The following is a 23,502-nucleotide window of genomic DNA, read 5'->3' as shown; positions in this document are numbered from 1 at the left end:
TCGACATCCACCGCCTGTCCGCCGAGGACCTGCGCGCCATCCTGGATGACGCCCACGCCCGCAAGGCCGCCCGCAAAGGCTGGCCCAAGGGTCGCGCCGATGCCGACGCGCCGGCAAGGGACCGTGTCCTGGCCATGATCTTCGAGAAGAATTCGACCCGCACCCGGTTCAGCTTCGACGCCGCCATCCGTCAACTGGGCGGATCGTCGATCATCGCCAACTCCACCGACATGCAGCTGGGACGCGGCGAACCCGTCGAGGATACGGCCAAGGTCCTGTCGCGGATGGTCGATGCAGTGATGATCCGCGCCAACAGCCATGAGGACGTCGAACGGTTCGCCCGTGTCTCGACCGTGCCGGTCATCAACGGCCTGACCGACCGGTCGCACCCGTGCCAGATCCTGGCCGACATCATGACCATCGAAGAGGCCAAGGGCCCGATCGCCGGCAAGACCATCGCCTGGGTCGGGGACGGCAACAACGTCTGCCATTCCTTCATGCATGCGGCGCCCAGGCTGGGCTTCCACTTCAATGTCGCCTGTCCCGCCGAGTATCACCCCGACCTGCACGACCTGGCCAAGGGCGGAAACGCCGTCACCCTGACCGCCGACCCGAACGAGGCGGTGCTGGGGGCCGACGTCGTGGTCACCGACACCTGGGTGTCGATGGGCGACAGCGACTACGAACAGCGTCTGCACGCCTTCGAGACCTATGGCGTCGACGAGGCCCTGATGAACAAGGCCGATCCCGCCGCCGTCTTCCTGCACTGCCTGCCCGCCCACCGCGGCGAGGAGGTCACCGACGCCGTCATAGACGGGCCACGCTCGCTGGTCTGGGACGAGGCCGAAAACCGTATCCACGCCCAGAAGGCGGTCCTGGCCTGGTGTTTCGCCGGCTGACAGATCACGGCGTCCGAAGTGAGCGGTGGATGACATTTCGGGATTGACGCCGGGGTGCGACGCCGTAGCTTGGCCGCAGTCCGACAGGACCCATCCAAGGAGGCCCCCGTGGCGCACAAGTTCGAAGTCTACAAGGACAAGGCCGGCGAGTTCCGCGTCCGCTTCAAATACAATTCAGAGGTGATTTTCGCGACCGAAGGCTATTCCGACAAGTCGGGTGCCAAACGGGCGATCGAGTCGATCAAGAAATATGTCGGCGACGCTGAAACGGTTGAGATCGAGTAGTCGTACCTTCACCGTTGTGATCCCGGGCCTCGCGACCTTGTCGCGGGGCCCGTTTCGTTTCAGGCACCGTCAGTCCGGCTCGCGCTCGCCCACCTCGTCGGGCCGCACCGCCAGCAACCAGCCGTCGGCGAGGTGAAGCTCGGGAGTCGCCGCCTTGGTGAAGGGAAGGAACCAGGTCGGGCCGCCGGTCGCGGGTGAGATCTCGAGCATATCGTCTGCACCGAAATTCTGAACCGCCCGCACCGTGCCCAGCACGGCGCCTTCGGGGTCGCGGGCCTCGACGCCGATCAGGTCGGCCAGATAGACCTCGTCTTCGTCCGGCTCCGGGAACCGGTCGCGCGGGACGTGCAGCTTCAGCCCACGCAAGGCGTCGGCCTCTTCCTTGGTCTTGATTTCGTTGGCCCGGCCGATGAGGCCGTCCTTGGTGGCGCGCGTGACCGTCAGGGTCAGACCCGGCGACCCATCGGCGCGCAGCAGCGGGCCGTACGACGTCAGGGCTTTCGGGTCGGCGGTATAGGCCGTGACCCGCACTTCTCCCTTCACGCCGAACCCGCCGGCGACCTGGCCGACGAGAATGAGTTTGGGCTGTGCGTCCGGCATGTCCGTGAACCCCAGGCCCGCTCATCCCGACGAAGGCCGGAATGAGCGGAGGTTGAGGCTTAGGCCTCGGTCTTTTCGTCTTCGGCGGCGCCTTCGGCCGGAGCCTCTTCGACGGCGACCTCGGCAGAGCCTTCAGCCTCGGCGGCCGGAGCCTCTTCAGCCGGGGCCTCTTCGACGACCGGAGCGTTCTTCGCAGCTTCGGCAGCGGCAGCCGCGTCCTCCTTGGCCTTCTGGGCGGCTTCGGCGGCCTCGATCTTGGCGGCGGCTTCAGCTTCGGCACGGTCGGCTTCGCGCTGGGCGCGTTCGGCGGCGCGTTCGGTGGCCTTCTTGCCGGGGGCGCCCTTGGTCGGGTTGTTGGATTGCGTCCAGGCGACCTTGCCGACCAGGGCTTCGTCCTGGCTCTGCGAGATGAAGCGGGCGACGCGGTCGGTCGGCTGGGCGCCCTTGGACAGCCATTCCGAGATCCGGTCGGCCTTCAGGGCGACGCGGGGCTTTTCACCGTCCTTGGGCAGCATCGGGTTGTAGCTGCCGACCTTCTCGATGAACTTGCCGTCGCGGGGCGAGTGCGAGTCGGCGATGACGATGTGGTAGTAGGGGCGCTTCTTGGCGCCACCGCGGGCCAGACGAATCTTCAGCATTTTCAGTCTCTTTCGTTAAGTCGGATTATTTCTTGATGGGAAGTCCGGGCAGGCCCGGGAGCCCTCCCGGCAGTTGTCCGCCCCCCAGGCCCGCGAGCCGGTCCTGGATGGCTTTCATCTCGTCGGCCGAGGTGTCGGGCAGTTTGCCGCCCCCCATGGCCTGAAGGCGTTTCATATCGGCGCCGGACCCCATGCCGGGCACACCCGTGGGTCCGCCGAGGCCACCGAGCATGGCGGCCATCTGCTGCATCTTGCGCGGGCCGCCCTTCGACATCGACTTGACCATGTCGGCCATCTGGCGGTGCTGTTTCAGCAGGCGGTTGATGTCCTGGACCTCGACCCCGGCGCCGGCCGCGACGCGCTTCTTGCGCGAGGCGTTCAGCAGGTCGGGCTTCTTGCGCTCGGCCTTGGTCATGGAGGAGATGATGGCTTCCTGGCGCGCGATCGATTTGTCGTCGACGCCGCTCTCGGCCATCTGGTTCTTCATCTTGGCGACGCCGGGCAGCATGCCCATGATGCCCTGAAGACCGCCCATCTTCTTCATCTGCTGGAACTGGGCGGCCAGATCGTTCAGGTCGAACTGGCCCTTGGCCAGCTTCCTGGCCATGGCCTCGGCTTTGGACTGGTCCAGTTCCTGGGAGGCCTTCTCGACCAGGGCGACGATGTCCCCCTGGCCCAGGATGCGGCCGGCGACGCGGCGGGCGTCGAACACGTCCAGCGCATCGACTTTCTCGCCCGAGCCCATGTATTTGATCGGCAGGCCTGTGACCGCCCGCATCGACAGCATGGCCCCGCCGCGGCCGTCGCCGTCGGCGCGGGTCAGGACCAGGCCGGTCAGGGGCAGCCGCTCGTGGAAGGCCTTGGCGGTGCGCACCGCGTCCTGGCCGGTCAGGCTATCGGCGACCAGCAGGGTCTCGACCGGATTGGCGACGGCGGCCACCTCGGCCACCTCGGCCATCAGGGCCTCGTCCAGCGTGATCCGGCCGGCGGTGTCGAGGATCAGGACGTCGAAGCCTTGGAGCTTGGCCGAGGTCAGGGCGCGACGGGCGATCTGGACCGCGCTCTCGCCCGCCACTATCGGCAGGACGGCGACCTCTATCTGCTTGCCCAGCTGGGCCAGCTGTTCCATCGCGGCCGGACGCCGCGTGTCCAGCGAGGCCATCATGACCTTCTTGCGATCGAACTTCGTCAGGCGCAGCGCCAGCTTGGCCGAGGTCGTGGTCTTGCCCGAGCCCTGCAGGCCGGCCATCAGGATGACAGCGGGCGGCGTGGCGTTCAGGTTGATCGGCGTCGGCTCCTCGCCGCCCAGCATCTCGATCAGGCCGTCATAGACGATCTTGACCACCTGATCGGCCGGCTTGACCGAACGGATCACGTCCTCGCCCGTGGCCCGTTCGGTGGCGAAGGCGATGAAGTCCTTGACGACCGGCAGGGCGACGTCGGCCTCCAGCAGGGCCACGCGCACTTCGCGCATCGCCTCGGAGACGTCCTTCTCGGACAGGGCCCCACGACCGGTGATCCGGTCGAAAACGCCTGTCAGCCTTTCGTTCAGAGCCTCGAACATGAGCACCTCAAGAGGCGGTCGAACCTTGCTCCATACGAAAGCGGCCTCTGGCGACGCTCACGTCGGCAGAGGGTTCTCGCCTGCCTCGTCCATCGCGATGATGGGGACGTGCAGGTGGAGACGCAGGTTCAATTGCGCCGGAAGGCGCGGCTTATGGCGGAAAAGGGCGGCGGAAGCAAGGTGGAGGCGTGTAATGCACAATCCGTTTCAGCGTCGGGCTTCGGGATGGTCAGGATCGAAACCCCTGATACGGTCCTAGCTTCTCTGCGCGAACAGCCTCCCCGCTGAAAGACGACACCATGCCCGCATCCGCCGCCATCGCCGACGATCGCCTGCGCGAGGAGGTTCGTCTGCTCGGCGGGCTGCTGGGCGAGGTCATTCGCGATGAGGGGGGCCAGGATCTGTACGACCGGATCGAGGCGGTGCGGCAGGCCTCGGTCGCCTATCACCGCGATCCGCAGTCGCATGGGGCGTCAAAGCTGGAGGCCCTGCTCAAGGACCTGTCGCTGGATCAGGCGGTCGGGCTGGCGCACGGGTTCGCGGTCTTTTCGCTGCTGGCCAATGTCGCCGAAGACCGGGCCGGCAAGCGGCGCGCCCAAACCCAGACCGCCGAGGGGGCTCGGCCGGACACGCTGGAGGGGGCACTGGCGCGGCTGAAGGCGGCGGGTCAGACGTCGCAGGATGCGCGGGCCCTGCTGTCCGACGCCCTGATCTCGCCGGTGCTGACCGCCCACCCGTCGGAGGTGCGGCGCAAGTCGGTGCTGGACCGGATCGCCTCGGTGTCGGACCTGCTGGACGCCTGCGACCGGGACGATCTGTCCTGCGCGCCCGACACCCTGACGCGGGGCCTGCGCCGACAGACCACCATCCTGTGGGCCACGCGATTGGTGCGGATGAGCGGCCTGGTGGTGCAGGACGAGATCGACACGGTGGTCTCCTTCCTGGAGCGCATCTTCCTGCGGGTGGCACCGGCCCAGCTGGCCGAGTGGCGGACGGCGCTGGATGCGCCGGACCTCGCCCCCTTCATCCGCATCGGGGCCTGGGTCGGCGGTGACCGCGACGGCAATCCCAATGTGGACGGCCAGACCCTGTCGGCGGCCATGGCGACGGCGGCGCGCGCCGTGCTGCGGTTCTATCTCGATGAGGTCCATGCCCTGGGGGCCGAACTCAGCCTGTCGGGGACCCTGGCCACGGTAACCCCGGCCCTGAAGGCTCTATCCAAGGCATCGGACGACGACAGTCCGCACCGCACGGACGAGCCCTATCGTCGGGCACTGACCGAAATCTACGCCCGACTGGCCGCGACCCACCTGCATCTGACCGGGATCGCGGCCCCACGCCCGGCCCGGTTCGAGGCCCCCGTCTATGACGGCCCCGAGGCCTTCCGGGCCGAGCTGGCCATCCTGCAGGACAGTCTGGTTGCCAGCCACGGCCAGGTCTTCGCCGACGACAGTCTGTCGCGCCTCATCACGGCGGTGGACATCTTTGGCTTCCACATGGCGACCCTGGACCTGCGCCAGAACTCGGACGTCCATGAGCGTGTCGTCGCCGACCTGTTCAAGGTCGCGGGGGTGGAGGCCGATTATTCCGCGCTGAACGAGGAGGACCGCATCGCCTTGCTGTCGGCCGAGTTGGCCTCGGGGCGTCTGCTGTTCAGCCCCTATGCGACCTATGCAGATGAAACGCTGAAGGAGCGCGCCATCCTTCAGGCCGCCGCCCGGGCGCTTGCCGCTTACGGCCCCCAGGCGATACGCACCCATATCGTGTCCAAGACCGATGCGGCCTCGGACCTGCTGGAGGTCTATCTGCTGCTCAAGGAGGTCGGGATCTATCGGCCGTCCGACCCTGGCGCCTGCCCGATCCAGGCCGCGCCCCTGTTCGAAACCATCGACGACCTGCGCGCCGCAAAGCCGACGCTGGAACGGCTGCTGGCCGAACCCTCCGCACGGGCGGTGGCGACGGCGCGCGGCGTTCAGGAAGTGATGATCGGCTATTCCGACTCCAACAAGGACGGCTCCTACCTGACATCGACGTGGGAACTGCACGAGGCGTCGCGGGCCCTGCTGGACGTCACCCGCGCGGCGGGGCTGAAGCTTCAGCTATTCCACGGCCGGGGTGGTGCGGTCGGTCGCGGCGGCGGGTCCAGCTTCGCCGGCGTCATCTCGCAACCCACCGGCACCGTGGCGGGCCGTATCCGCATCACCGAACAGGGCGAGGTCATCGCCAACAAATACGGCGAGCCCGATGTGGCGCGGCGCAACCTCGACGCCCTGACCGCCGGGGTGCTGATCGCCTCCCTGGCCCCACCGCCGGACGACGAACTGACGGCGCGCCACGGCAAGACGGCCTCGGCCCTCAGCCAGGCCTCGATGAACGCCTATCGCGCCCTGGTGTACGAGCATCCCGGCTTCGTCGACTATTTCCGCGCCGCCACCCCGATCGCCGAACTGGCCGAGTTGAAGATCGGCTCGCGCCCGGCCTCGCGCACCGCCTCCACCGCCATCGAGGATCTCCGCGCCATTCCCTGGGTGTTCAGTTGGTCCCAGAGCCGCGTCATGCTGCCGGGCTGGTTCGGGTTCGGCTCAGCCGTCGCCGGCGCAGACATGGCCGAGCTCCAGGCCATGGGCCGCGAATGGCCCTTCTTCCGCACCCTGATCCAGAACATGGAAATGATCATGGCCAAGTCGGACATGACCATCGCGAGGCGTTACGCCCGGCTGGTGCCGGACGCCAACCTGGCCGCGACCATCTATGGGGAGATCAAGGCCGAGTGGGACCGCACCCGCGACGCCATCCTGACCATCACCGGCCAGTCCGACCTGCTGGGCGGCCAGCCCGAGCTGGACCGGTTGATCCGCCTGCGCATGCCCTATGTCGAGCCCTTGAACCACGTCCAGATCGAGCTGATCCGACGCCGCCGCGCCGGCGATGACGACCCCCGAGTCAGGGAGGGAATCTTGCTGGCCGTCAACGGTATCGCGGCGGGCCTACGCAACAGCGGCTGACGCCTGCCTGTCGTCAGGCCGTCAGCATCCAGTCGCCATGCGTTGGGTGAAGCCATGGCATGGCTGCGTCGGGTGCCGTGGCATCGTGCATGACCGGTGCGGCCTCCGGCTCGATCGGGGCCGCCGCCGGCTGGCTCCCGAACCGGCCGGTGAACAGGAAGTCGTTAGGGGTCAGGGCGGTGACGCCGGTCAGGCGGATCTGCATGTCGTTCGTGCCGTTCGCATCCACATCGACGAAGACATGCATGGTATTGCCGGACTGGACGAAGTTCACGACGATGTTGGATCCCAACGGCCGCAGATCCAGCAGATCCTGCCCGCTGGTGAAATCGGTTATGAAGTCGGCAAGCACCCCTTGGGAGTCCGTCGCGGAATTGTAGCGGAAGGTGTCGCGCCCGCCGCCACCGGTCAGGTTATCGAAGTTGCCTCCGCCGGTGATGATCTCGTTGAACGCGCCGCCGACCAGAGTGTCATTGCCCACCGATCCCGTCAGGTTGATGAACAGCGGCGCGCGAAGAAACTCCAGGTCCTGGCCGTTCACCCCCGTGGTAAGGGTCAGATAAAGCGTTGTTCCGCCCAGGCCGATCACATCTATCTCGGTCCCGAACGGCGATCGGTTCAAACTGATCGATACGATGTCCAGCATCTCGAATCGCACCCGGTCATCGGCCCCGGTGAACAGGGCGATACTGTCAGACGATCGCGTGAGGCCCTCGTACTCACGCCAGGCGAAGACGTCCCGGCCGCCGCTGCCGTCCATCCGGTCGTTGCCACGCCCGCCGTACATGACGTCGTCGCCATCGCCCCCGAACAACAGGTCGTCGCCGTCATTGCCGAAGATGATGTCGTTGCCACCGAACCCGTTGATGGTGTCCCGAAGCGCGCCGCCGTTGAAGGTCTCGGCCGCCGACGAGCCCAGGTCGTTGATGCCGCCCGACGGCAGGAAGGGCAGCAGAATATCCCCCGTGTTGATCGTATTGCCCGACAGCAGGGTCAGATTGCCCGGGCCTGACCGTACATAGACGATCGACGAGCCGTCGGTCTGGCGCGAGATGGACAGTTCGGTCAGGGGGATCACGCGCAGATCGATCCGGTCGACCCCGGTCTGGAAGTCGGCGAGGTTGTCCAGCGCGCTACCGTTCGAGTCCGTGGCCTCGAGATACAGGATGGTGTCCGCGCCCGCGCCGCCGATCAGGGTGTCGCCTCCCGCCCCCCCGTTCAGGATGTCGTCGCCCGCGCCGCCGATCAGCGTATCCGTGCCACCCTGGCCATAAAGGATGTCGGCGTTCACGGTGCCGTTCAGCGTCTCCGCCGCCGAGGTACCCCCGACATGCACACCCACGGCCTGGGTCATCAGCAGGTCGCCAGCGTACAGGGTCTGGTTGGAGTTCAGCGTCAGGGTCTGGCCCGTGCTGGTGGTCACGAACAGATAGCTGCCCCCGCCCTGGCGCTGAAGGATGCTGGCCGCCGTCACCGACAGGGCGCGCAGGTCGATGCGATCGATCCCGGTCTCGAAATCGATCAGGGTGTCGATCCCGCTCGTCTGGCTGGAGTCCGACGCGGTCAGATAAACGAACGCATCCGCCCCTGCCCCACCGAACAGGGCGTCGCCGCCCGCGCCCCCGGACAGGAAATCCGCCCCGTTCCCGCCGTGCAGGAAGTCGGCACCGCTGTCTCCGGACAGGGTGTCGTCACCGTCGAAGCCATAGACCTGATCATCCTCGTTCGGACGACCTGTCAGGGTGTCCGGGCCGCTCGTGCCGGTGAAGAATCCCATGATCGTCTCCGAGGGGATTGGGTCCGCGCCGGGCCAGGGCGGCCCGGCACCTGGAACTCAGGCGAAGAGGGCCCAGTCGCCGTGGCCCTGGCCGGACCAGCCGGTCAGACCGTCGAAGCCGGCCAGGCCGTCGTCGTTCGCACCGAACCCGATGACGGCGAGGGCCTCGGGCTCAGCCGCCTCGATCGGCGCGGCCGCCGGCTGGCTGCCGAACCGGCCGGTGAACAGGAAGTCGTTGGGGGTCAGGGCCGAAACGCCGGTCAGGCGGATCAGCATGTCGTTGGTGCCGTTGCCGTCGACATCGACGAAGACGTTCATGGCACCGATGACCACGGCCAGGTTGATGACGGCGTTCGACCCGAACGCGCGGAAGTCCAGCAGGTCGTCCCCACTGACAAAATCGGCGATCGTGTCCGAGGCCGTGATCGTCGAGTCGCTGGTGACCAGATAGCGGAAGGTGTCGCGACCGCCCCCGCCGGACATGGTGTCGATCCCGCTGCCGCCGATGATGACCTCATTCCGGGTCGTGCCGCTGAAGGTCGTCGTACCGCTGCGGTCGTCGATGGTGAAGAAGGTCGGTGAACCCACGAAGGTCAGGTCCGAGAGCAGCAGGCCATTGCTGAAGAAGTTCAGTAACAGGGACTCGCCCGCTCCGCCGACGATGTCGAGCTGGGTCTGGAAACTCCCGAACCGGTACAGGGTCACGCCGGTGATAGACGCCATGTCGAAGCGCAGGGTGTCGCCCTCAGCGCGATTGAGATCGACGTATTCGGACTGGCGGACAGCGCCCTCGTAGGCGCGCCAGGCGTAGACGTCGCGACCTTGAAACCCGTACATGCTGTCGCCGCCCGCGTCGCCGTACAGGACATCGTTCCCGTCATCACCCTGAATATAATCGCTGCCCTCTCCGCCATAGATGACATCGTTTCCGGCCTGGCCGTAAAGGGAATCGCTGCCGTCCTCTCCAAGAAGGGTGTCGTCCCCGATCCCGCCGAACAAGGAGTCGCTCCCCGCAGCACCGTACAGAACGTCTGCCCCGGCCTGTCCGTACAGCGCGTCTCTCGCCAGCCCGCCCGTCAGGATATCGGCGTTGGCCGTGCCCAGGACGACAACGTTGTTAAAATAGCTCCCCGACAGCAGCAGGTCGCTGGAGTTGATCGGTGTCGCCGCCAGAAGGGTCAGCAGGCCCGCGGAGGAGCTAGCGAAGACCAGGCTTGTGCCGTCGGCCTCGCGCTGGATGCTGATCGAGTTCAGGCTCAGGCCCCGGAAATCGATGAAATCGACGCGGGTCTGGAAGTCGAACAGGTTGTCGAACCCGGCGGCGTTGGAATCGTTGACCGACGTATACAGGAAGGTGTCCGCGCCCGCGCCGCCGCCCAGGGTGTCGCCGCCCAGGCCGCCGACCAGCACATCATTGCCGTTGTTGCCCAGCAGGGTGTCGTTGCCCGTCGATCCGAACAGGGTATCGGGCCCCGCCGACCCGGTCAGCAGTTCGCCCGGATCGCCCCGTCCGACGAAGACGCCGACATTCTGGGACAGCAGAAGGTCACCGGCCGTGATCGTCTGTCCGGCGGCAAGAATGGTCAGCAGTTCGCCCGACGTCAGCTGGACGAAGACGAAGCTGGAGTTGGTGCCGCTCTCGCGGCGGATGCTGACGCTGGACACCGAAAGGGCGCGCAGGTCGATCGTGTCGATGCCGGTCTCGAAATCCGCGAGCATGTCGTAGTCGCGGTTGAGGCCCGAGTCCGCCCCGCTCAGATAGACGAACCGGTCCGCACCGGCTCCGCCGAACAGGACGTCGCCGCCCAGCCCCCCGGTCAGGACGTCGTCGCCGTCGCCCCCGTCCAGATAGTCATCGCCACTGTTGCCGACGAGCACGTCGTTGCCGGTCAGTCCGTAGAGCTGATCGTTTTCATTGGGCTGACCCGTGAGGGTGTCATTGCCTGCGCCGCCGACCTGAAAACCCATGACGTCGTTCCTGCCCAATGGTTGTTTCAACCGACGATAGATCAGCGCGAAAGGCAGCGCCAGATGCGGAATTGCATAGGTGAGCCGGCGCGATAGTCGCCCGACGGGCTGTCCGGAATGTCATGAAGCGGATGTCATGACCTCGATTTAAAGCTTTGCCTTAGGTTTGCCGCCGGTCGGACAACCGGCGGCGATGTTCGGGTTCCAGGTTTCAAATGTCGCCGATCAGAGCGACGAACATCTCTCAGGAAACCGCACCATGACCCGCACGATCGCCACCGTTCTCGCCGCCTGCACTCTCGCCGCCGCCGGTGCCGCCTCGGCCCAGGAAGCCCGTATCGCCTACGGAGACCTCGACCTGGCCACCACCGCCGGCGCCGCCACCTTCGACGCCCGCGTTCAGAAGGCCGCCCGCAGCTTCTGCCGCGAGTCCCGTGGCGCCACGAGCCGGATTTCCGATCGCACCGCCTGCGAGCGCGCCGTGCGCGAGGAAGCCATGGCGCAACTGCCCGAATACGCCCAGGTCCGCTATGCCGTCAGCCGCCTGCCGGTGGTCGCCTGATCCCGGCTTGATCCGGGGCCGTCAGTCGTAGACGACCCCGGTCAGATACAGTCCGTCCGAGGGGGCGACGGGGCCGCATCGCGCGCGGTCCCGCGCCTCCAGGGCCCCGGTGACGTCCTCTGCCGTCCAGCGGCCCAGGCCCACCTCGACGAGCGTCCCGGCCATCGACCGCACCTGGCGATGCAGAAACGACCGCGCCTCGAACACCAGATGCACCTCCTCGCCGACCGGCATGACGCGGGCGACATCCAGCGTCTTGACCGGCGACTTCGACTGACAGGCCAGGTCGCGGAAGGTGGTGAAGTCGTGATGGCCGACCAGTCGCTGCGCGGCCTCATGCATGGCCCCGGCATCCAGCGGCTTTCGCACGTGCCAGACCTGACCCTGCAACAGGGCCGGGCGACCGGGCCGGTTCAGGATCCGGTACAGATACCGTCGCCCGGTCGCCGAGAACCGCGCATGCCAGTCGTCAGGGACGGCGACGCAATCCAGCACCGACACCGCCTCCTGGACCATGTGGGCGTTCAGGGCGTTCATCACCGTCGCGGCCGGCCAGTCCTTTTCCAGATCGACATGAACCACCTGACCCGTCGCATGGACGCCGGAATCGGTGCGCCCGGCGGCGGCGATCCGCACATCCTGGCCGCAGAATCCGTTGATCGCCGTCTCGATCGCGCCCTGCACGGTCGGCTGACCGGCCTGGGCCTGGAAGCCGTTGTAGGGACCGCCGTCGTATTCGATCGTCAGACGATAGCGGGGCATCAGCCGAGCATCGATCCGGCGGTGATGGGGAAGCCTTTCAGGAATTCGCCTGCGTCCTGTGCCGCCCGGCCCTCGCGCTGGACGCGCATCAGGCGGACGGCACCTTGGCCGCAGCCGACCAGCAGGGTGTCGTCGAGAACCTCGCCCGGCTCGCCCGTGCCGTTCAGGCTGAGCCGCGACATCAGGACCTTCATCCGCGTTCCGTCGGGTGCCTCGCACCAGGCGCCGGGGAAGGGCGAAAGGCCGCGGATATGGGCGTCGATCTCGGCCGCCGGACGGGCCCAGTCGATGCGGGCCTCGGCGGGGGTGATCTTGCGGGCATAGGTGGGTTCGCCGACCTGCGGCGTCTCGGTCACCCCGCCGCGCTCGATGGCGGCGAGCGCACGGGTCCACAGGGTCGCGCCGATCACCGACATCCGTTCCGACAAACTGGCGGCCGTATCGTCGGCCGTGATCGGCAGGACTTCGGACAGCAGGATCGCCCCCTCGTCGAGTCCCTCCGACATCCGCATGATCTGGACACCGGTCTGGCGATCCCCGGCCATGATGGCGCGCTGAATCGGCGCAGCGCCCCGCCAGCGCGGCAGAAGCGAACCGTGCAGGTTGAAACAGCCCAGGCGCGGTGCCTCGAGCACTTCGGTCTTCAGGATCTGGCCATAGGCGACGACACAGGCGGCATCGAGGTCCAGGCTCTGAAAGTCGGCGATGGCCTCCGGCGACTTCATCGAGGCGGGGGTGAAGACCGGCAGGCCCATGGCCTCCGCGAAGGCCTGCACCGGCGACGGCGTCAGCTTCTGGCCCCGGCCCTTCGGTTTCGGAGGCTGGGAATAGACGGCCACGATCTCATGACCGCTGGCGATCAGTTCGGCCAGAGACGGCACGGCGAATTCGGGAGTTCCCATGAAGGCGAGGCGCATTCTTGTTCCTTGGGTCGCCTGACGGCGACGGCGCTAACGCTCGGCTCGCGGAGCCTCGCTGCTTGAGCGCCAGATCGTAGAGCGTGATACAGCAGGCTTGCGCTCAAGTCGTGAGCGACCGCGTCGCGAACATAGCGCGTCGCGAAGCGACTTAAACTAAGACGGATCGTACCAGCGGGTGCGAACCCCGCCGCCCTCGTCCCACTCGCCACCGGCATCCAGGGCGTCGTCGAAATCGAGCAGCCGGTCCAGCAGGACGCCGGCGATAATCCCGAGTGCGGCGACGCCGACCAGGGTCGCCACGCTGCCGATGCCGACCTTTTGCGAGGTCGTAAGGCGCCGTCTGCCGGCCGCGTCGATGATGACGGATTTGCCTCGGGCCATCATGCGTCCTCGAGCGCGCGCGAGCGCATGTATTTCTTGACCTTGGACACGGCCCGGTCGCGTTTCAGCCGCGACAGGTGGTCGATGAACAACACCCCTTCCAGATGGTCGAGTTCATGCTGGAAACAGACGGCGTAAAGGCCGTCGATCTCTTCCTCGATCGCGGTGTTGTTGCGGTCCAGATAGCCGATGCGGATGCGGGCCGGGCGTTCGACCGTGTCGAAATATTCCGGCAGGGACAGGCAGCCCTCCTCGTACTGGAACATCTCGTCGGACGCCCACAGCACCTGGGGGTTGGCGAAGAAGCGGGGGTTGGCGGTGCGGTTCGGCTCGGCGTCCTCGCCGCCCTCATCAACGACGGGACCATCGGTGGTCGGCTCACCGTCATGCAGGTCCATGACCACGACGCGGCGCAGATCGCCGATCTGGGCGGCGGCCAGGCCGATGCCGGGCGCGGCGTACATGGTCTCCAGCATGTCGTCCATCAGGGCGCGGACGTCGTCGTCCACGGCGTCGACCGGCCTCGACACCTGCTTGAGCACAGCCAGGTCGGCGGGGTTGTCGATGGTGAGAATGCGGCGAACGGACATGGTCTTCAGGTAGGCGCGGAGGGGCTCCGGGTCAAGATTTGCGGGGCTTTCGGCGCGTCAGCCGGCCTCGCGGACCCAGTCGAACGCCAGTTCCTCGCGAAAGGCGAAACGGCGCAGATGCTCGACCACGACGCCTTCCAGCCGCTCCGCCGTCGGGGCGTCAGACCCGTCGATGACGATATGGAGCGCCTCCGGATCGGCCGTCAGCACACAGGGACCACCGGGCAACGGAATGTCGGCGCGCTCCGCCGTATAGGTCAGGTCCGGAAATCGATGGCTCCAGTGCTTGGACAACTGGGTCAGGTATTTCGATGCGTTCGGGGTCGCGACGGTGGTGGTCGATCGGGTCATGGGAAGGTCTCCGCCGTCGGTCCTGAGGTTCGTGCAGATCGGGACTTAGTTGCGAAACGTTCGCAAATCAAGTCAGGGAGTGGCTTTCAGTGCTGTTCCGGCAACGGCCGGGGCTTGCGGTCCTCATCGATGGCCACATAGGTGAAGACGCCCTCGGTCACGCGGCTGACGGTATGGGAGGCGCGGGGCCGCTTCCAGGCCTCGACATGGACGCGGATCGAGGTGCGGCCCACCTTGATGATCCGCGCATAGATCGACACCTCGTCCCCGACCGAGACGGGTTGGTGGAACACCATGGCGTCCACGGCGATGGTGGCACAACGGCCGCGCGCCAGGTCGAAGGCGGGGGTGGATCCGGCCAGGTCCATCTGGGCCAGCAGCCAGCCGCCGAAGATGTCGCCTTCCGGGTTGGTGTCGGCGGGCATGGCGATGACCCGCACCACCGGCTGTTCCTCGGGGGCGGTCAGGGGCGTTTCGGGTGTGTCAGCGGCGGTCATCCGACCGGTCTAGCGCGGCTGGTGGATCAGACAAGCCGAAGTCTGAAGGGCCCGACCGATCAACGGCCGCCGCTGGTCAGGCGCGAGGCCCCGCCGGTGATCTTGCAGATGTTGTCCGTTTCGGGCCGCCCGGTCTGGGCACCGGACGCCTGCAGGATCCCGCCGCGCGCCTGACAGTCGGCGGCCAGGCGTTCGGTGGCGGCTCCATAGCTTTCCATCGGCGCGCCGGCGGAGGCGCAGGCCCCCAGAGCGACGACGAGGGGCGCAACGAAAAGGACGGCGAAGGCGGCGGGGATCAGGGGGCGAGGCATGGGTCCAGCTCCTGTGGGACGCGACATCAACGACCCGACCTTCCGCCCTGTTCCTCCACCGATCAAGCGCCCTTTCAGATCGCTGCCGCCGCGTCGTCCAGCGCCCGGGCCCGTATTGCCGCCTCCCGGCCCATGATCCGCGCGGCATAGGCGGCGAAGGCGGGCCGTTCGGGGATCGACTTGAACATCAGCCCCCAGCCGATCTGACTGCCGACATAGACGTCGGCCGCGCTGAACCGGTCGCCCAGGATATAGGGGCCCGCGCTTACGGCGGTCTCCAGCGCGTCGATGGTGGCCTCATACGAGCCGTAGCCGACCATGCCCGCCTTGTCCGCCGGGGCGAGCAGGCCCAGCGACTTGGCCGTGACCACGGTCTCGACCGGCCCGGCCGCAAAAAACATCCAGCGCAGATAGGTCCCGCGCGCCGGATCGTCGAACGCGGGGGCGAGACCAGCCTCGGGAAAGGCGTCGGCCAGATAGGCGCAGATGGCCGCGCATTCGGTGACGGTCACTCCGCGATAGGTCAGGGCCGGAACCTTGCCCATCGGATTGACGGCCAGATAATCGGGGGTCTTCATCGCCGCATAGTCGATGATCTCGGCGCGATAGGGTTGCCCCACCTCTTCCAGCATCCAGCGGGCGATGCGGCCGCGCGACTGGGGGTTGGTGTAGAGCACGATCTCGTCGGTCATGACGGGGTTCCTCCGGCGTTTCCAGAGACAGTGTTCCATGTGGAACAAAAAGGCAACAGATTAGTCGCCGCCTTCTGTCCGCAATCCGACACAACATTGAAACAAGGCGGGTTTTCTTCGTCCTCTCGCATATCGCTCCGCTTGCGGCTATCTTGTGGGGATGACTTTTCGCCCCACCACGATCGAACGTGCCTACGAGCTGGCCAAGAGCGGTTCCTGCCGCACCGTCGGCGACATCAAGACGAAGCTTCAGCAAGAGGGCCATGAGCGGGTCCAGGACCGGCTCTACGGCGGCTCCCTGACCTCGGCCCTGCGCAAGCTCTGTGTCGCCCACTATGTCGCGCCCGAGGGCGAGGATGAACCGGCCAAGGCGGTCGAAGAGGACGAGGATGAGGACGCCTGAATCGGCGTCCGAATCATCGACCTTGTTTCTGCCCCGGTTTGCGGGCATAAGCCGCTCGTCGATCTCTCTGCGTCACGCCCCTCTCTCTTTGCGAACGCACCGAGTTTCTGGCCGATCCCATTCAGACCCGACAGGCCGCGCGCGCTCTTGCACGTGGCTAATTGCTAGCGGAGGTCCTTAAAATGGCTACCGGCACTGTCAAATGGTACAACTCCACCAAGGGCTACGGCTTCATCGAGCCCTCGGACGGCGGCAAGGACGTGTTCGTTCACGTTTCGGCCGTTGAAACGTCCGACCTGAACACCCTCAACGAAGGTCAGAAGATCTCCTACGAGGTCGAACGCGACCGTCGCACCGGCAAGGAATCTGCCGGTCAGCTGAAGGCCGCCGAATAGTCCTTCACGGATTTTTCGAGTGACTTGCGGGGTCGGTGAGCAATCACCGGCCCCGTTTTCGTTTCGGGTCAGTGCAGCGGGCCGGGCGGTGCCTTGGCCGTTGCCAGCTCCAGCCGCGCGATGCGGCGATCCATGTCGGCGACGACATCCTCCAGCCGCGCCTTCTCCGACGCCATGTCCACAGGCGTCCCGTCGTCATAGGTGATCTGGGCCCCCTTCGAGATCAGGTCGAGGCGGAACAGGGCGGTCGTCCGCGCCGCCTTGAACCGCTCCAGCTCGCTGTCGCTCAACGCCCCGATCCTACTTCGCTGCGACCACGATGATCTCGACCAGATAGTCGGGCGTGGCCAGCTTGCCTTCCGACGTCGCGCGCGCGGGAGGATTGGCCTTGTCGACCCAGGCGTCCCAGACCGCATTCATCGCCGCGAAGTCGGCGATGTCGGCCAGCCAGATGGTGGCCATCAGGATCTTCGACTTGTCGGTCCCCGCCCGCGCCAGAAGGCTGTCGATCTCGGCCAGCACCGTCTTCGTCTGGGCGGTGACGTCGTCGCCGGGCTCGCCGACCTGACCGGCCAGATAGACGGTGTCGCCATGGATGACCGCCTCGCTCATGCGGGTGCCGGGGTCCAGGCGGGTGATGTCGGTCATGCTCAGGGCCTTTGCAGATAGCGGAGGGCGGTCATGGCGTGGGCGCGCACCCCGACGGGCAGGGCGCTTTCGTCCACGTCGAAGCCGGGGGAATGGTTTGGGGCGGTCGTCGCCGGATCGACTCCGTCCTTGGTGCCCCCCAAGTGAAAGAAGACGCCGGGGATCTTCTGCTGGAAGAAGGAAAAGTCCTCGGCGACCGTCGTCGGCGGGCTGGCCGGATTGACCGTCCCGACCGGCGAGGCCTCGGCCAGCACCGGTGCCAGCCATTCCGCCAGGGCCGGGTCGTTATAGGTCAGGGCCGCGTTCTGGCGGATCGAGAACTCCGCGGTCGCGCCATAGATGTCCGCGACATGATCCACGGCGGCCTCGGCCCGCCTCACCAGGTCGTCGCGCGAGGCGACGTCGAAGGTGCGCAGGGTCCCGCTCATGGTCGCGTCCTCGGGGATGATGTTGTAGCGGACCCCGGCGTTGATGGTGGCGATGGTGAAGACGGTCGGCGTCGTCGTCGGATCGATCGTCCGCGCCGTCAGGGTATTGATCGTCGTCACGATCTGGCTGGCCACCGCGATGACATCCACCCCCCGCCAGGGCCAGGCCCCATGGGTCTGGCGGCCTTTCAGGGTGATATCGACCCGGTCCGACGCCGCCATGAAGCCCTGCGGCCGATAGAACAACGTCCCCGCCTTTCCAGGCACCACATGGATGCCGAAGATCGCCTCGATCTTGTGGTCGGTCAGGACGCCTTCCTCGATCATCAGGGCCGCGCCGCCCAGGGGTTCGCCGGGAGGCGCGCCCTCCTCCGCCGGCTGGAAGATGAAGACGATCGTGCCGGGGATGCGGTCCTTCATGCCCGACAGCACCTCGGCGGCCCCCAGCAGCATGGCCATGTGGGCGTCGTGACCGCAGGCGTGGGCCACCGGCACGCTCGCCCCCTGATAGGTTCCGGTCGCGGTCGAGGCGAAGGGCAGGCCAGTCGCTTCCAGCACCGGCAGGGCGTCCATGTCGGACCTCAGCGCCACCACGTGATCGCCGGGCAGGCCGCCCTTGAGCACTGCGACAACGCCCGTCTTGCCCACCCCGGTGGTGACTTCCAGCCCCATGGCCCGCAGCCGTTCGGCGATATAGGCGGCGGTGTTGACCTCGGCGAAACCCAGCTCCGGGTTCTGGTGCAGATGTCGCCGCCACTCGATGACCCGGGGCATGACCGTCGTGGTCGCCGCCGCGACATCGGCCGACAGGGTGTCCGCGCTCTGGGCCTGCGCGGTGCCGGCGGCAAGTGTAAGAGCCGCGGCGAGGGTGGCGAACAGGCGTGTCATGGCGTCTCCGGGGATGGCCCGATCATGCCGGGCGCCGGGGTCTCCGCGCAAGGCCGACGCGACCCCCTTGCAAGAATCCCCGATCTCGCCGATCTGCGTTTCATGGCCATCAAGACTTCCAAGACCCAGTGGCGCGACGTCGTCCTGGTCTGCAAGAAATGCTCGAAGAAGCTCAAGGGCGGCGGCTTCGGCCCCGACGGCGACAAGACGCTGAAGAAGGCCTTGCGCAAATATCTGAAGGCCGGAAAGGGGCGCAAGGCCGAGCTGGCCGTCATCGAAACCGCCTGTTTCGACGTCTGTCCGAAAAACGCGGTGATCGCCGTCAACGCCGCCCAGCCCAAGCAATTGCTGATCGTGCCGGTCGGTGCCGATCTGCTGGAGGTCAAGGCGCGACTGGGGCTGGACGACGGCCGTCGAGCCAAACCCAGCCTGTCGCTGGTCGGAGAATGATGCGGCGAGGTGACGCGGGGCGTCGACAGGTCTAGGACCATCCCGTGTCGCCCAGATCACCCACCTTCATGATCCTGTTCGCCGTCAGCCTGATCGCGGCGGCGGGCAATATGGCGTTGCAGTCGGTGCTGCCGAACATCGGCCGGGCCTTCGGTCTGGCGGACACATTGGTGGTCGCGGCTTTTGCCATCTCGGCCCTGATGTGGACGTTCGCCTCACCCGTCTGGGCCCGGCTGTCCGACAGGCTGGGTCGCAAGCGCGTCATCCTGATCGGCCTGGGCGGCTTCACGGTCTCCATGGCGGGGTTCGGACTGGCCGCCACGGCCGGGCTTGAGGCGTGGATGGGGCCGATCGCCGCCTTCGTGCTGATGGCCATGGCGCGCACCGTCTACGGCGTGTTCGGATCGGCCGCGCCGATCGCGTCCCAGGCCTATGTCGCCGATCGAACCCAGGGCGCGGGCCGGACCCAGGCCATGGCCCTGCTGGCCTCGGCCCAGGGGCTCGGCACGGTCATCGGTCCGACGGTCGCCCCCTTTTTCGTCCTGCCGATCGTGGGACTGGCCGGACCTATGTATGCGTTCGCGGCGTGCGGCCTGGTCGTGCTCTGGATCGTCTGGAAGCGGCTGCCGAGCGGCGACGTCGTGCGGACCCCGTCCCCCAGCGGCCGCACCGACCGCACTGGCAAGGGCCTGTGGAAGGACCGGCGCGTGCGCGCCTTCCTGCTGTACGGACTGCTGGTCACCAGCGCGCAGGGGGTCAACATTTCGGTCCTCGGTTTCCACATCATCGACGAGATGGCGACCCAGGGCATCACCGCCGCCCAGGCCCAGCCCTTCATCGGCGTGGCCATGTTCGCCGGCGCGGCGGCGACCCTGATGGTCCAGTGGGGGCTGATTCCCCTGCTCAAGATCCAGGCCAGGGACCTTATGCGCTGGGGTGCCGCACTGGCGCTCGGCGGAAACCTGCTGTCGATCGCGGCACCGGGCTTCTTCGGCGTGGTTGTCGGCTATGCCGTGGTGTCGATGGGCGTGGGTTTCGCTCGCCCGGGGTTCACGGCGGGGTCATCGCTTGCGGTCGGCCCGCGTGAGCAGGGCGCGGTCGCCGGCCTGATGATGTCACTGGCAGGTCTCAGCTTTCTGGCACCACCCGTGATCGGGGTTGGCCTGTACCAGCTGTCCGAATGGGCACCCTTCGCGGCCAACGCCGCCCTGCTGCTGGGGGCCCTGGCGGTCTGTCTGTTCAGCAAGACCCTGAAGGTGGCGCTGCTGCACGGAGCCCGACGCGCCATCGAGGCACCGCCCGCGTCTCAGCCCGGCCCCGAAGGCGGCCACTGAACACCTTGAGTCGGCCAGAAAGGCAGATCGCTTGCGCCTTTCCTCCGCCGAAATAGCGTGGCAAATCCAGACCCATGCAATTCAAGGTCGAAAGCAGGATCGGGGTCGTGGCCCCCCCCGAGCGTCTGTGGTCCTTCATCGCGGACCTGGCGTCCTGGGATCAGTGGAACCCGGTCGAGACGGGGGTTTCGGGTGCGGTCGGATATGGCGGCGCCGTCACCCTGACCGAACGGATTCCGGGCCTGACGGAACGTGCCGTAACGGCAAAGGTCAGCGACTGGACCCCCAATAGCCAGCTGGTCTGGATCGAAAAGCGCGGCTTTCTGTTCACCGTGGCCCGCTTCTACGAGATCGAGCCGCTCGGCCCCGAGAACTGCATCCTCGCCAACGGCGTGATCTATTCGGGCCTGCGAGGGGAACTGGCGTTCGACAAGCAGAAGAAGGCCATCAAGCCCGCCGTGGTGGCGATCAGCGAAGCGCTGAAAGCGGCGGCGGAAGGCTAGATCACCCGCCCGAGGCCTTCATCGTGTCCTGGATGTTGATGATGGCGGGCCCCAGGATCACCACGAACAGCACCGGCAGGAAGAACAGGATCATCGGCACGGTCAGCTTGGCCGGCAGGGCCGCGGCCTTCTTCTCGGCGGCCGACATCCGCAGGTCGCGGTTTTCCTTGGCCATGGTGCGCAGCGCCGAGCCCAGGGGAGTGCCGTACTGTTCAGCCTGGACCATGGCCGTGGCCACCGACTTGACCCCGGCGTGGTTGGTCCGCTTGGCCAGCCCTTCATAGGCCTGACGCCGTTCGGGCAGGTAGCTGAGCTCAGCCGAGAGCAGGCTCAGTTCCTCGGCCAGTTCGATGGAGGAACCACCGATCTCCTGACTGACCTTCTGGATCGCCGCCTCGATCGACATCCCGGCCTCGACGCAGATCAGCAGCAGGTCGAGTGCGTCGGGAAAGGCCTGCATGATGGACTGCTGGCGCTTGGCGATGACGTTCGAGAGATAGATGTTGGGCGCATAGAAGCCGATCACCGTCGCCGCCATCGTCGCTGTGACCCGCGCCATCAGCGGCAGGCCGAAATCGTTGAATACAAACAGGTAGAAGCCGACGAAGGCGAAGAAGATGAAGGGCGAGGCGAAGCGGAAGAAATAGAACCGGTTCAGCGGCTTGGGCCCCCGGAATCCCGCCTGGGCCAGCTTTTCGGCGACCTTGGGGTCTTCCAGCATCTTGGCCAGATTCAGCTTTTCGACCACGTCCTTGTGGAAGCCGTCGTCGGCGTGACGCAGGCCACCCTCCTTGGCCAGGGCCTGGCGCGAGCGACGTTTGAGCTCGTCGCGGCGCGTGGCCACGGCCTTCATCCGGTCTTCCAGCTTGGCCCCGCCGCTCATCGAGCTGAGCACGGTGAACAGGGCCGCAAAGGCCAGGACTCCGACCAGAAGGCTGAGCAGGTTCTGCGGATTGGTGAGGAAGGCGATCATCGGTGCTGTGCCTTCAGAACTTGAATGCGATCATCTTCTTCATCACGAAGACGCCGCAGGACATCCACAGCCCGGCCCCCAGCAGCATCACCTGACCGCGCGGGTCGGTGAACAGCAGCATGATGTAGGCAGGGGTCGTGATGAAGACGAGCCCCATGACCACGGGGGGCAGGGAGCCGATGATACCGGCCGAGGCCATGGCCTCGGACGACAGGGCCTTGATCTTTTCGGCCATCATCCGGCGCGCGCGCAGCACGGTGGTAAGGTTGGCCAGGGCCTCGGCCAGGTTGCCGCCGGTCTTCTGCTGGATGGCGATGACGATGGCGAAGAAGCGCAGTTCGGCGGTCGGCATCCGCTCGTACATCTTGTCCAGCGCCTGGGGCAGGGTCAGGCCGACGCCAAGCCCCTCGACCAGCCGCTGGAACTCGGGCCCCAAGGGCGAGGGGCTCTCACGAGCGATGATCCGGAAACATTCCTGGACTGGCAGGCCGGACCGGATACCGCGCACGATGACGTCGACGGCGTTGGCGAATTCGAGCGAGAACTTGTTGCGGCGACGCTTGCCGATGAAGCCCACGATCCAGCGCGGCAGGCCCGCCCCGAACACGACGGCCAGACCGAGGCACAACACGATGTTGGCGCCGAGCAGCAGGGGCAGCAGCAGGGCCGTGACGGCCAGGCCCGCACTGATGATCCAGAAGGTCCGGATCGGCATGGTCAGGCCCGCCTGCTTCAGCTTGGCGGCCATCGTCATGCGGGCCTTTCGCTCCTTGCGGTCGGCCTCCTTGAGCTGGTCGTGGATCGCCTTTCGGCGCGCTTCGGGCGTGTTGGCGACGGCGGCCTGGGCAGCCTTTCGATTGGCGTTCGGGGTCCGGGTCCCCAGGCCCTGGGCACGTTTCAGCGCCTGGGTCGAGGAATCGTCGCCGCCGACGAAGACCCAGCCCAGGCCGCCGATGGTCACGAAGGCGAGAATGGCCGCGAGGATCGGAAGCATCGCCGCCTACTCCGCCGCGTCCAGGGCTTCGGCCAGTTCGCGCTCCAGCCCGTAATAGCGGGCGCGGTCCCAGAATCGGGGCCGGGCGATGCCAGTCGAGCGGTGGCGGCCGATGATCTTGCCGTTGGCGTCCTCGCCGGTGATCTCATAGATGAACAGGTCCTGGGTCACGATCACGTCGCCTTCCAGCCCGACCACCTCGGTGATGTGGGTGATGCGACGCGATCCGTCCCTCAGGCGCGCAGCCTGGATGATGACGTCGACCGAACCGGTGATCATCTCGCGGATCGTCTTGGACGGCAGGCCGTAGCCGCCCATGGTGATCATGGATTCCATCCGCGCCAGCGCCTCGCGCGGCGAGTTGGCGTGCAGCGTGCCCATCGAGCCGTCGTGGCCGGTGTTCATGGCCTGCAACAGGTCGAACGCCTCCGGCCCCCGGACCTCGCCGACGATGATGCGTTCGGGGCGCATCCGCAGGCAGTTCTTGATCAGGTCGCGCATGTGGATGGCGCCCTGGCCCTCCAGGTTCGGCGGCCGGGTTTCCAGGCGGACCACGTGCGGCTGCTGCAGCTGCAGTTCGGCCGCGTCCTCGCAGGTGATGACCCGCTCTGTCGGGTCGATGAAGGCGGTCAGGGTATTGAGCAGCGTCGTCTTGCCCGAACCCGTACCGCCGGAGATGACGAC

Annotated in this window: 28 protein-coding genes; 9 read left to right on the top strand and 19 right to left on the bottom strand. The window is 66.8% G+C overall.

Features of this window, described 5'->3' with window-relative positions; all coding sequences use genetic code 11:
* Positions 1-5 precede the first annotated feature (5 nt).
* On the top strand, positions 6-899 hold the full coding sequence (argF, locus tag JHC99_RS08285) for an ornithine carbamoyltransferase (RefSeq protein ID WP_292153288.1): 894 nt from the start codon (positions 6-8) through the stop codon (positions 897-899).
* Positions 900-1,007: 108 nt separating this feature from the next.
* Positions 1,008-1,184, top strand: a complete 177-nt coding sequence (locus JHC99_RS08280) for a DUF1508 domain-containing protein (RefSeq protein WP_271146073.1) — start codon at positions 1,008-1,010, stop codon at positions 1,182-1,184.
* Between the two features lie 69 nt (positions 1,185-1,253).
* Here JHC99_RS08280 and rimM read toward each other — a convergent pair whose 3' ends face one another.
* From rimM to ffh, 3 genes are read right to left on the bottom strand one after another with little or no spacing between them, the layout of a single operon-like run.
* Positions 1,254-1,784, bottom strand: a complete 531-nt coding sequence (gene rimM / locus JHC99_RS08275) for a ribosome maturation factor RimM (RefSeq protein ID WP_292153286.1) — start codon at positions 1,782-1,784, stop codon at positions 1,254-1,256.
* Between the two features lie 59 nt (positions 1,785-1,843).
* Entirely contained in the window at positions 1,844-2,422 is a 579-nt protein-coding gene (rpsP, locus tag JHC99_RS08270) for a 30S ribosomal protein S16 (protein WP_292153284.1), read from the bottom strand.
* A 25-nt stretch (positions 2,423-2,447) separates the two neighbouring features.
* Positions 2,448-3,986 (bottom strand): signal recognition particle protein, encoded by a 1,539-nt coding sequence (gene ffh / locus JHC99_RS08265; RefSeq protein ID WP_292153283.1) that lies wholly within the window; start codon positions 3,984-3,986, stop codon positions 2,448-2,450.
* Positions 3,987-4,285: 299 nt separating this feature from the next.
* On the opposite strand from ffh, the gene ppc reads away from it, so the two are divergent.
* A complete protein-coding gene (gene ppc, locus JHC99_RS08260; RefSeq protein WP_292153281.1) occupies positions 4,286-6,991 on the top strand; it encodes a phosphoenolpyruvate carboxylase in 2,706 nt (901 codons plus the stop codon).
* 13 nt (positions 6,992-7,004) lie between these two features.
* Here ppc and JHC99_RS08255 read toward each other — a convergent pair whose 3' ends face one another.
* Both JHC99_RS08255 and JHC99_RS08250 read right to left on the bottom strand, forming a co-directional pair.
* A complete protein-coding gene (locus JHC99_RS08255; protein ID WP_292153279.1) occupies positions 7,005-8,768 on the bottom strand; it encodes a M10 family metallopeptidase C-terminal domain-containing protein in 1,764 nt (587 codons plus the stop codon).
* Between the two features lie 57 nt (positions 8,769-8,825).
* Positions 8,826-10,736 carry a M10 family metallopeptidase C-terminal domain-containing protein gene (locus JHC99_RS08250; protein ID WP_292153278.1) on the bottom strand — a complete coding sequence of 637 codons (1,911 nt, stop codon included), beginning with the start codon at positions 10,734-10,736 and terminating at the stop codon, positions 8,826-8,828.
* A 259-nt stretch (positions 10,737-10,995) separates the two neighbouring features.
* On the opposite strand from JHC99_RS08250, the gene JHC99_RS08245 reads away from it, so the two are divergent.
* Positions 10,996-11,298, top strand: coding sequence for a UrcA family protein (locus JHC99_RS08245; protein WP_292153276.1), 303 nt, complete (start codon positions 10,996-10,998; stop codon positions 11,296-11,298).
* Between the two features lie 21 nt (positions 11,299-11,319).
* Here JHC99_RS08245 and truA read toward each other — a convergent pair whose 3' ends face one another.
* The 8 genes from truA to JHC99_RS08205 form a co-directional block, all read right to left on the bottom strand.
* A complete protein-coding gene (gene truA / locus JHC99_RS08240; RefSeq protein WP_292153274.1) occupies positions 11,320-12,060 on the bottom strand; it encodes a tRNA pseudouridine(38-40) synthase TruA in 741 nt (246 codons plus the stop codon).
* Positions 12,060-12,977, bottom strand: coding sequence for a methionyl-tRNA formyltransferase (fmt, locus tag JHC99_RS08235; RefSeq protein WP_292153272.1), 918 nt, complete (start codon positions 12,975-12,977; stop codon positions 12,060-12,062). The genes truA and fmt overlap by 1 nt, the downstream gene beginning before the upstream one ends.
* Before the next feature lie 156 nt (positions 12,978-13,133).
* The gene (locus JHC99_RS08230; protein ID WP_271146085.1) at positions 13,134-13,361 is read right to left on the bottom strand and encodes a hypothetical protein; all 228 of its coding nucleotides are present in this window, start codon (positions 13,359-13,361) and stop codon (positions 13,134-13,136) included.
* Positions 13,361-13,951 carry a peptide deformylase gene (locus JHC99_RS08225; protein ID WP_292153270.1) on the bottom strand — a complete coding sequence of 197 codons (591 nt, stop codon included), beginning with the start codon at positions 13,949-13,951 and terminating at the stop codon, positions 13,361-13,363. The genes JHC99_RS08230 and JHC99_RS08225 overlap by 1 nt, the downstream gene beginning before the upstream one ends.
* A 57-nt stretch (positions 13,952-14,008) precedes the next feature.
* Positions 14,009-14,302 carry a DUF2218 domain-containing protein gene (locus JHC99_RS08220; RefSeq protein ID WP_292153268.1) on the bottom strand — a complete coding sequence of 98 codons (294 nt, stop codon included), beginning with the start codon at positions 14,300-14,302 and terminating at the stop codon, positions 14,009-14,011.
* A gap of 86 nt (positions 14,303-14,388) precedes the next feature.
* Positions 14,389-14,799: an acyl-CoA thioesterase gene (locus JHC99_RS08215; RefSeq protein ID WP_292153266.1), complete on the bottom strand. Its 411-nt coding sequence runs from the start codon at positions 14,797-14,799 to the stop codon at positions 14,389-14,391.
* A 59-nt stretch (positions 14,800-14,858) separates the two neighbouring features.
* Positions 14,859-15,110, bottom strand: a complete 252-nt coding sequence (locus JHC99_RS08210) for a hypothetical protein (RefSeq protein ID WP_292153265.1) — start codon at positions 15,108-15,110, stop codon at positions 14,859-14,861.
* A gap of 74 nt (positions 15,111-15,184) precedes the next feature.
* The gene (locus JHC99_RS08205) at positions 15,185-15,802 is read right to left on the bottom strand and encodes a glutathione S-transferase family protein (RefSeq protein WP_292153263.1); all 618 of its coding nucleotides are present in this window, start codon (positions 15,800-15,802) and stop codon (positions 15,185-15,187) included.
* Positions 15,803-15,962: 160 nt separating this feature from the next.
* Between JHC99_RS08205 and JHC99_RS08200 the strand changes: the two genes are divergently transcribed.
* Positions 15,963-16,205 carry a hypothetical protein gene (locus JHC99_RS08200; RefSeq protein ID WP_292153262.1) on the top strand — a complete coding sequence of 81 codons (243 nt, stop codon included), beginning with the start codon at positions 15,963-15,965 and terminating at the stop codon, positions 16,203-16,205.
* Between the two features lie 182 nt (positions 16,206-16,387).
* Positions 16,388-16,600, top strand: coding sequence for a cold-shock protein (locus JHC99_RS08195; protein WP_271146092.1), 213 nt, complete (start codon positions 16,388-16,390; stop codon positions 16,598-16,600).
* Positions 16,601-16,668: 68 nt separating this feature from the next.
* On the opposite strand, the gene JHC99_RS08190 is transcribed toward JHC99_RS08195, so the two are convergent.
* From JHC99_RS08190 to JHC99_RS08180, 3 genes are read right to left on the bottom strand one after another with little or no spacing between them, the layout of a single operon-like run.
* On the bottom strand, positions 16,669-16,890 hold the full coding sequence (locus tag JHC99_RS08190) for a hypothetical protein (protein WP_292153261.1): 222 nt from the start codon (positions 16,888-16,890) through the stop codon (positions 16,669-16,671).
* A 10-nt stretch (positions 16,891-16,900) separates the two neighbouring features.
* Entirely contained in the window at positions 16,901-17,248 is a 348-nt protein-coding gene (locus JHC99_RS08185; RefSeq protein ID WP_292153260.1) for a RidA family protein, read from the bottom strand.
* A 2-nt stretch (positions 17,249-17,250) separates the two neighbouring features.
* Entirely contained in the window at positions 17,251-18,564 is a 1,314-nt protein-coding gene (locus JHC99_RS08180) for an amidohydrolase (protein ID WP_292153258.1), read from the bottom strand.
* A 102-nt stretch (positions 18,565-18,666) separates the two neighbouring features.
* Here JHC99_RS08180 and JHC99_RS08175 point away from each other — a divergent pair, with 102 nt between their 5' ends.
* The 3 genes from JHC99_RS08175 to JHC99_RS08165 all read left to right on the top strand — a co-directional run bounded on the left by JHC99_RS08175 (position 18,667) and on the right by JHC99_RS08165 (position 20,851).
* Entirely contained in the window at positions 18,667-19,014 is a 348-nt protein-coding gene (locus tag JHC99_RS08175) for a hypothetical protein (RefSeq protein ID WP_292153256.1), read from the top strand.
* Positions 19,015-19,058: 44 nt separating this feature from the next.
* Positions 19,059-20,348 carry an MFS transporter gene (locus JHC99_RS08170; protein ID WP_292153254.1) on the top strand — a complete coding sequence of 430 codons (1,290 nt, stop codon included), beginning with the start codon at positions 19,059-19,061 and terminating at the stop codon, positions 20,346-20,348.
* Positions 20,349-20,422: 74 nt separating this feature from the next.
* Positions 20,423-20,851, top strand: a complete 429-nt coding sequence (locus JHC99_RS08165; protein WP_292153252.1) for an SRPBCC domain-containing protein — start codon at positions 20,423-20,425, stop codon at positions 20,849-20,851.
* Position 20,852: 1 nt separating this feature from the next.
* On the opposite strand, the gene JHC99_RS08160 is transcribed toward JHC99_RS08165, so the two are convergent.
* The 3 genes from JHC99_RS08160 to JHC99_RS08150 form a co-directional block, all read right to left on the bottom strand.
* Entirely contained in the window at positions 20,853-21,824 is a 972-nt protein-coding gene (locus JHC99_RS08160; RefSeq protein ID WP_292153251.1) for a type II secretion system F family protein, read from the bottom strand.
* Positions 21,825-21,837: 13 nt separating this feature from the next.
* Positions 21,838-22,818 (bottom strand): type II secretion system F family protein, encoded by a 981-nt coding sequence (locus JHC99_RS08155; RefSeq protein WP_292153249.1) that lies wholly within the window; start codon positions 22,816-22,818, stop codon positions 21,838-21,840.
* A 6-nt stretch (positions 22,819-22,824) separates the two neighbouring features.
* Positions 22,825-23,502 (bottom strand): ATPase, T2SS/T4P/T4SS family (locus JHC99_RS08150; RefSeq protein ID WP_292153247.1); only part of this gene is annotated, 678 nt, incomplete at its 5' end.

It is taken from the genome of Brevundimonas sp. (assembly GCF_016463485.1).
Lineage (GTDB): Bacteria > Pseudomonadota > Alphaproteobacteria > Caulobacterales > Caulobacteraceae > Brevundimonas.
This window is presented reverse-complemented; position numbering and strand designations above follow the sequence as displayed.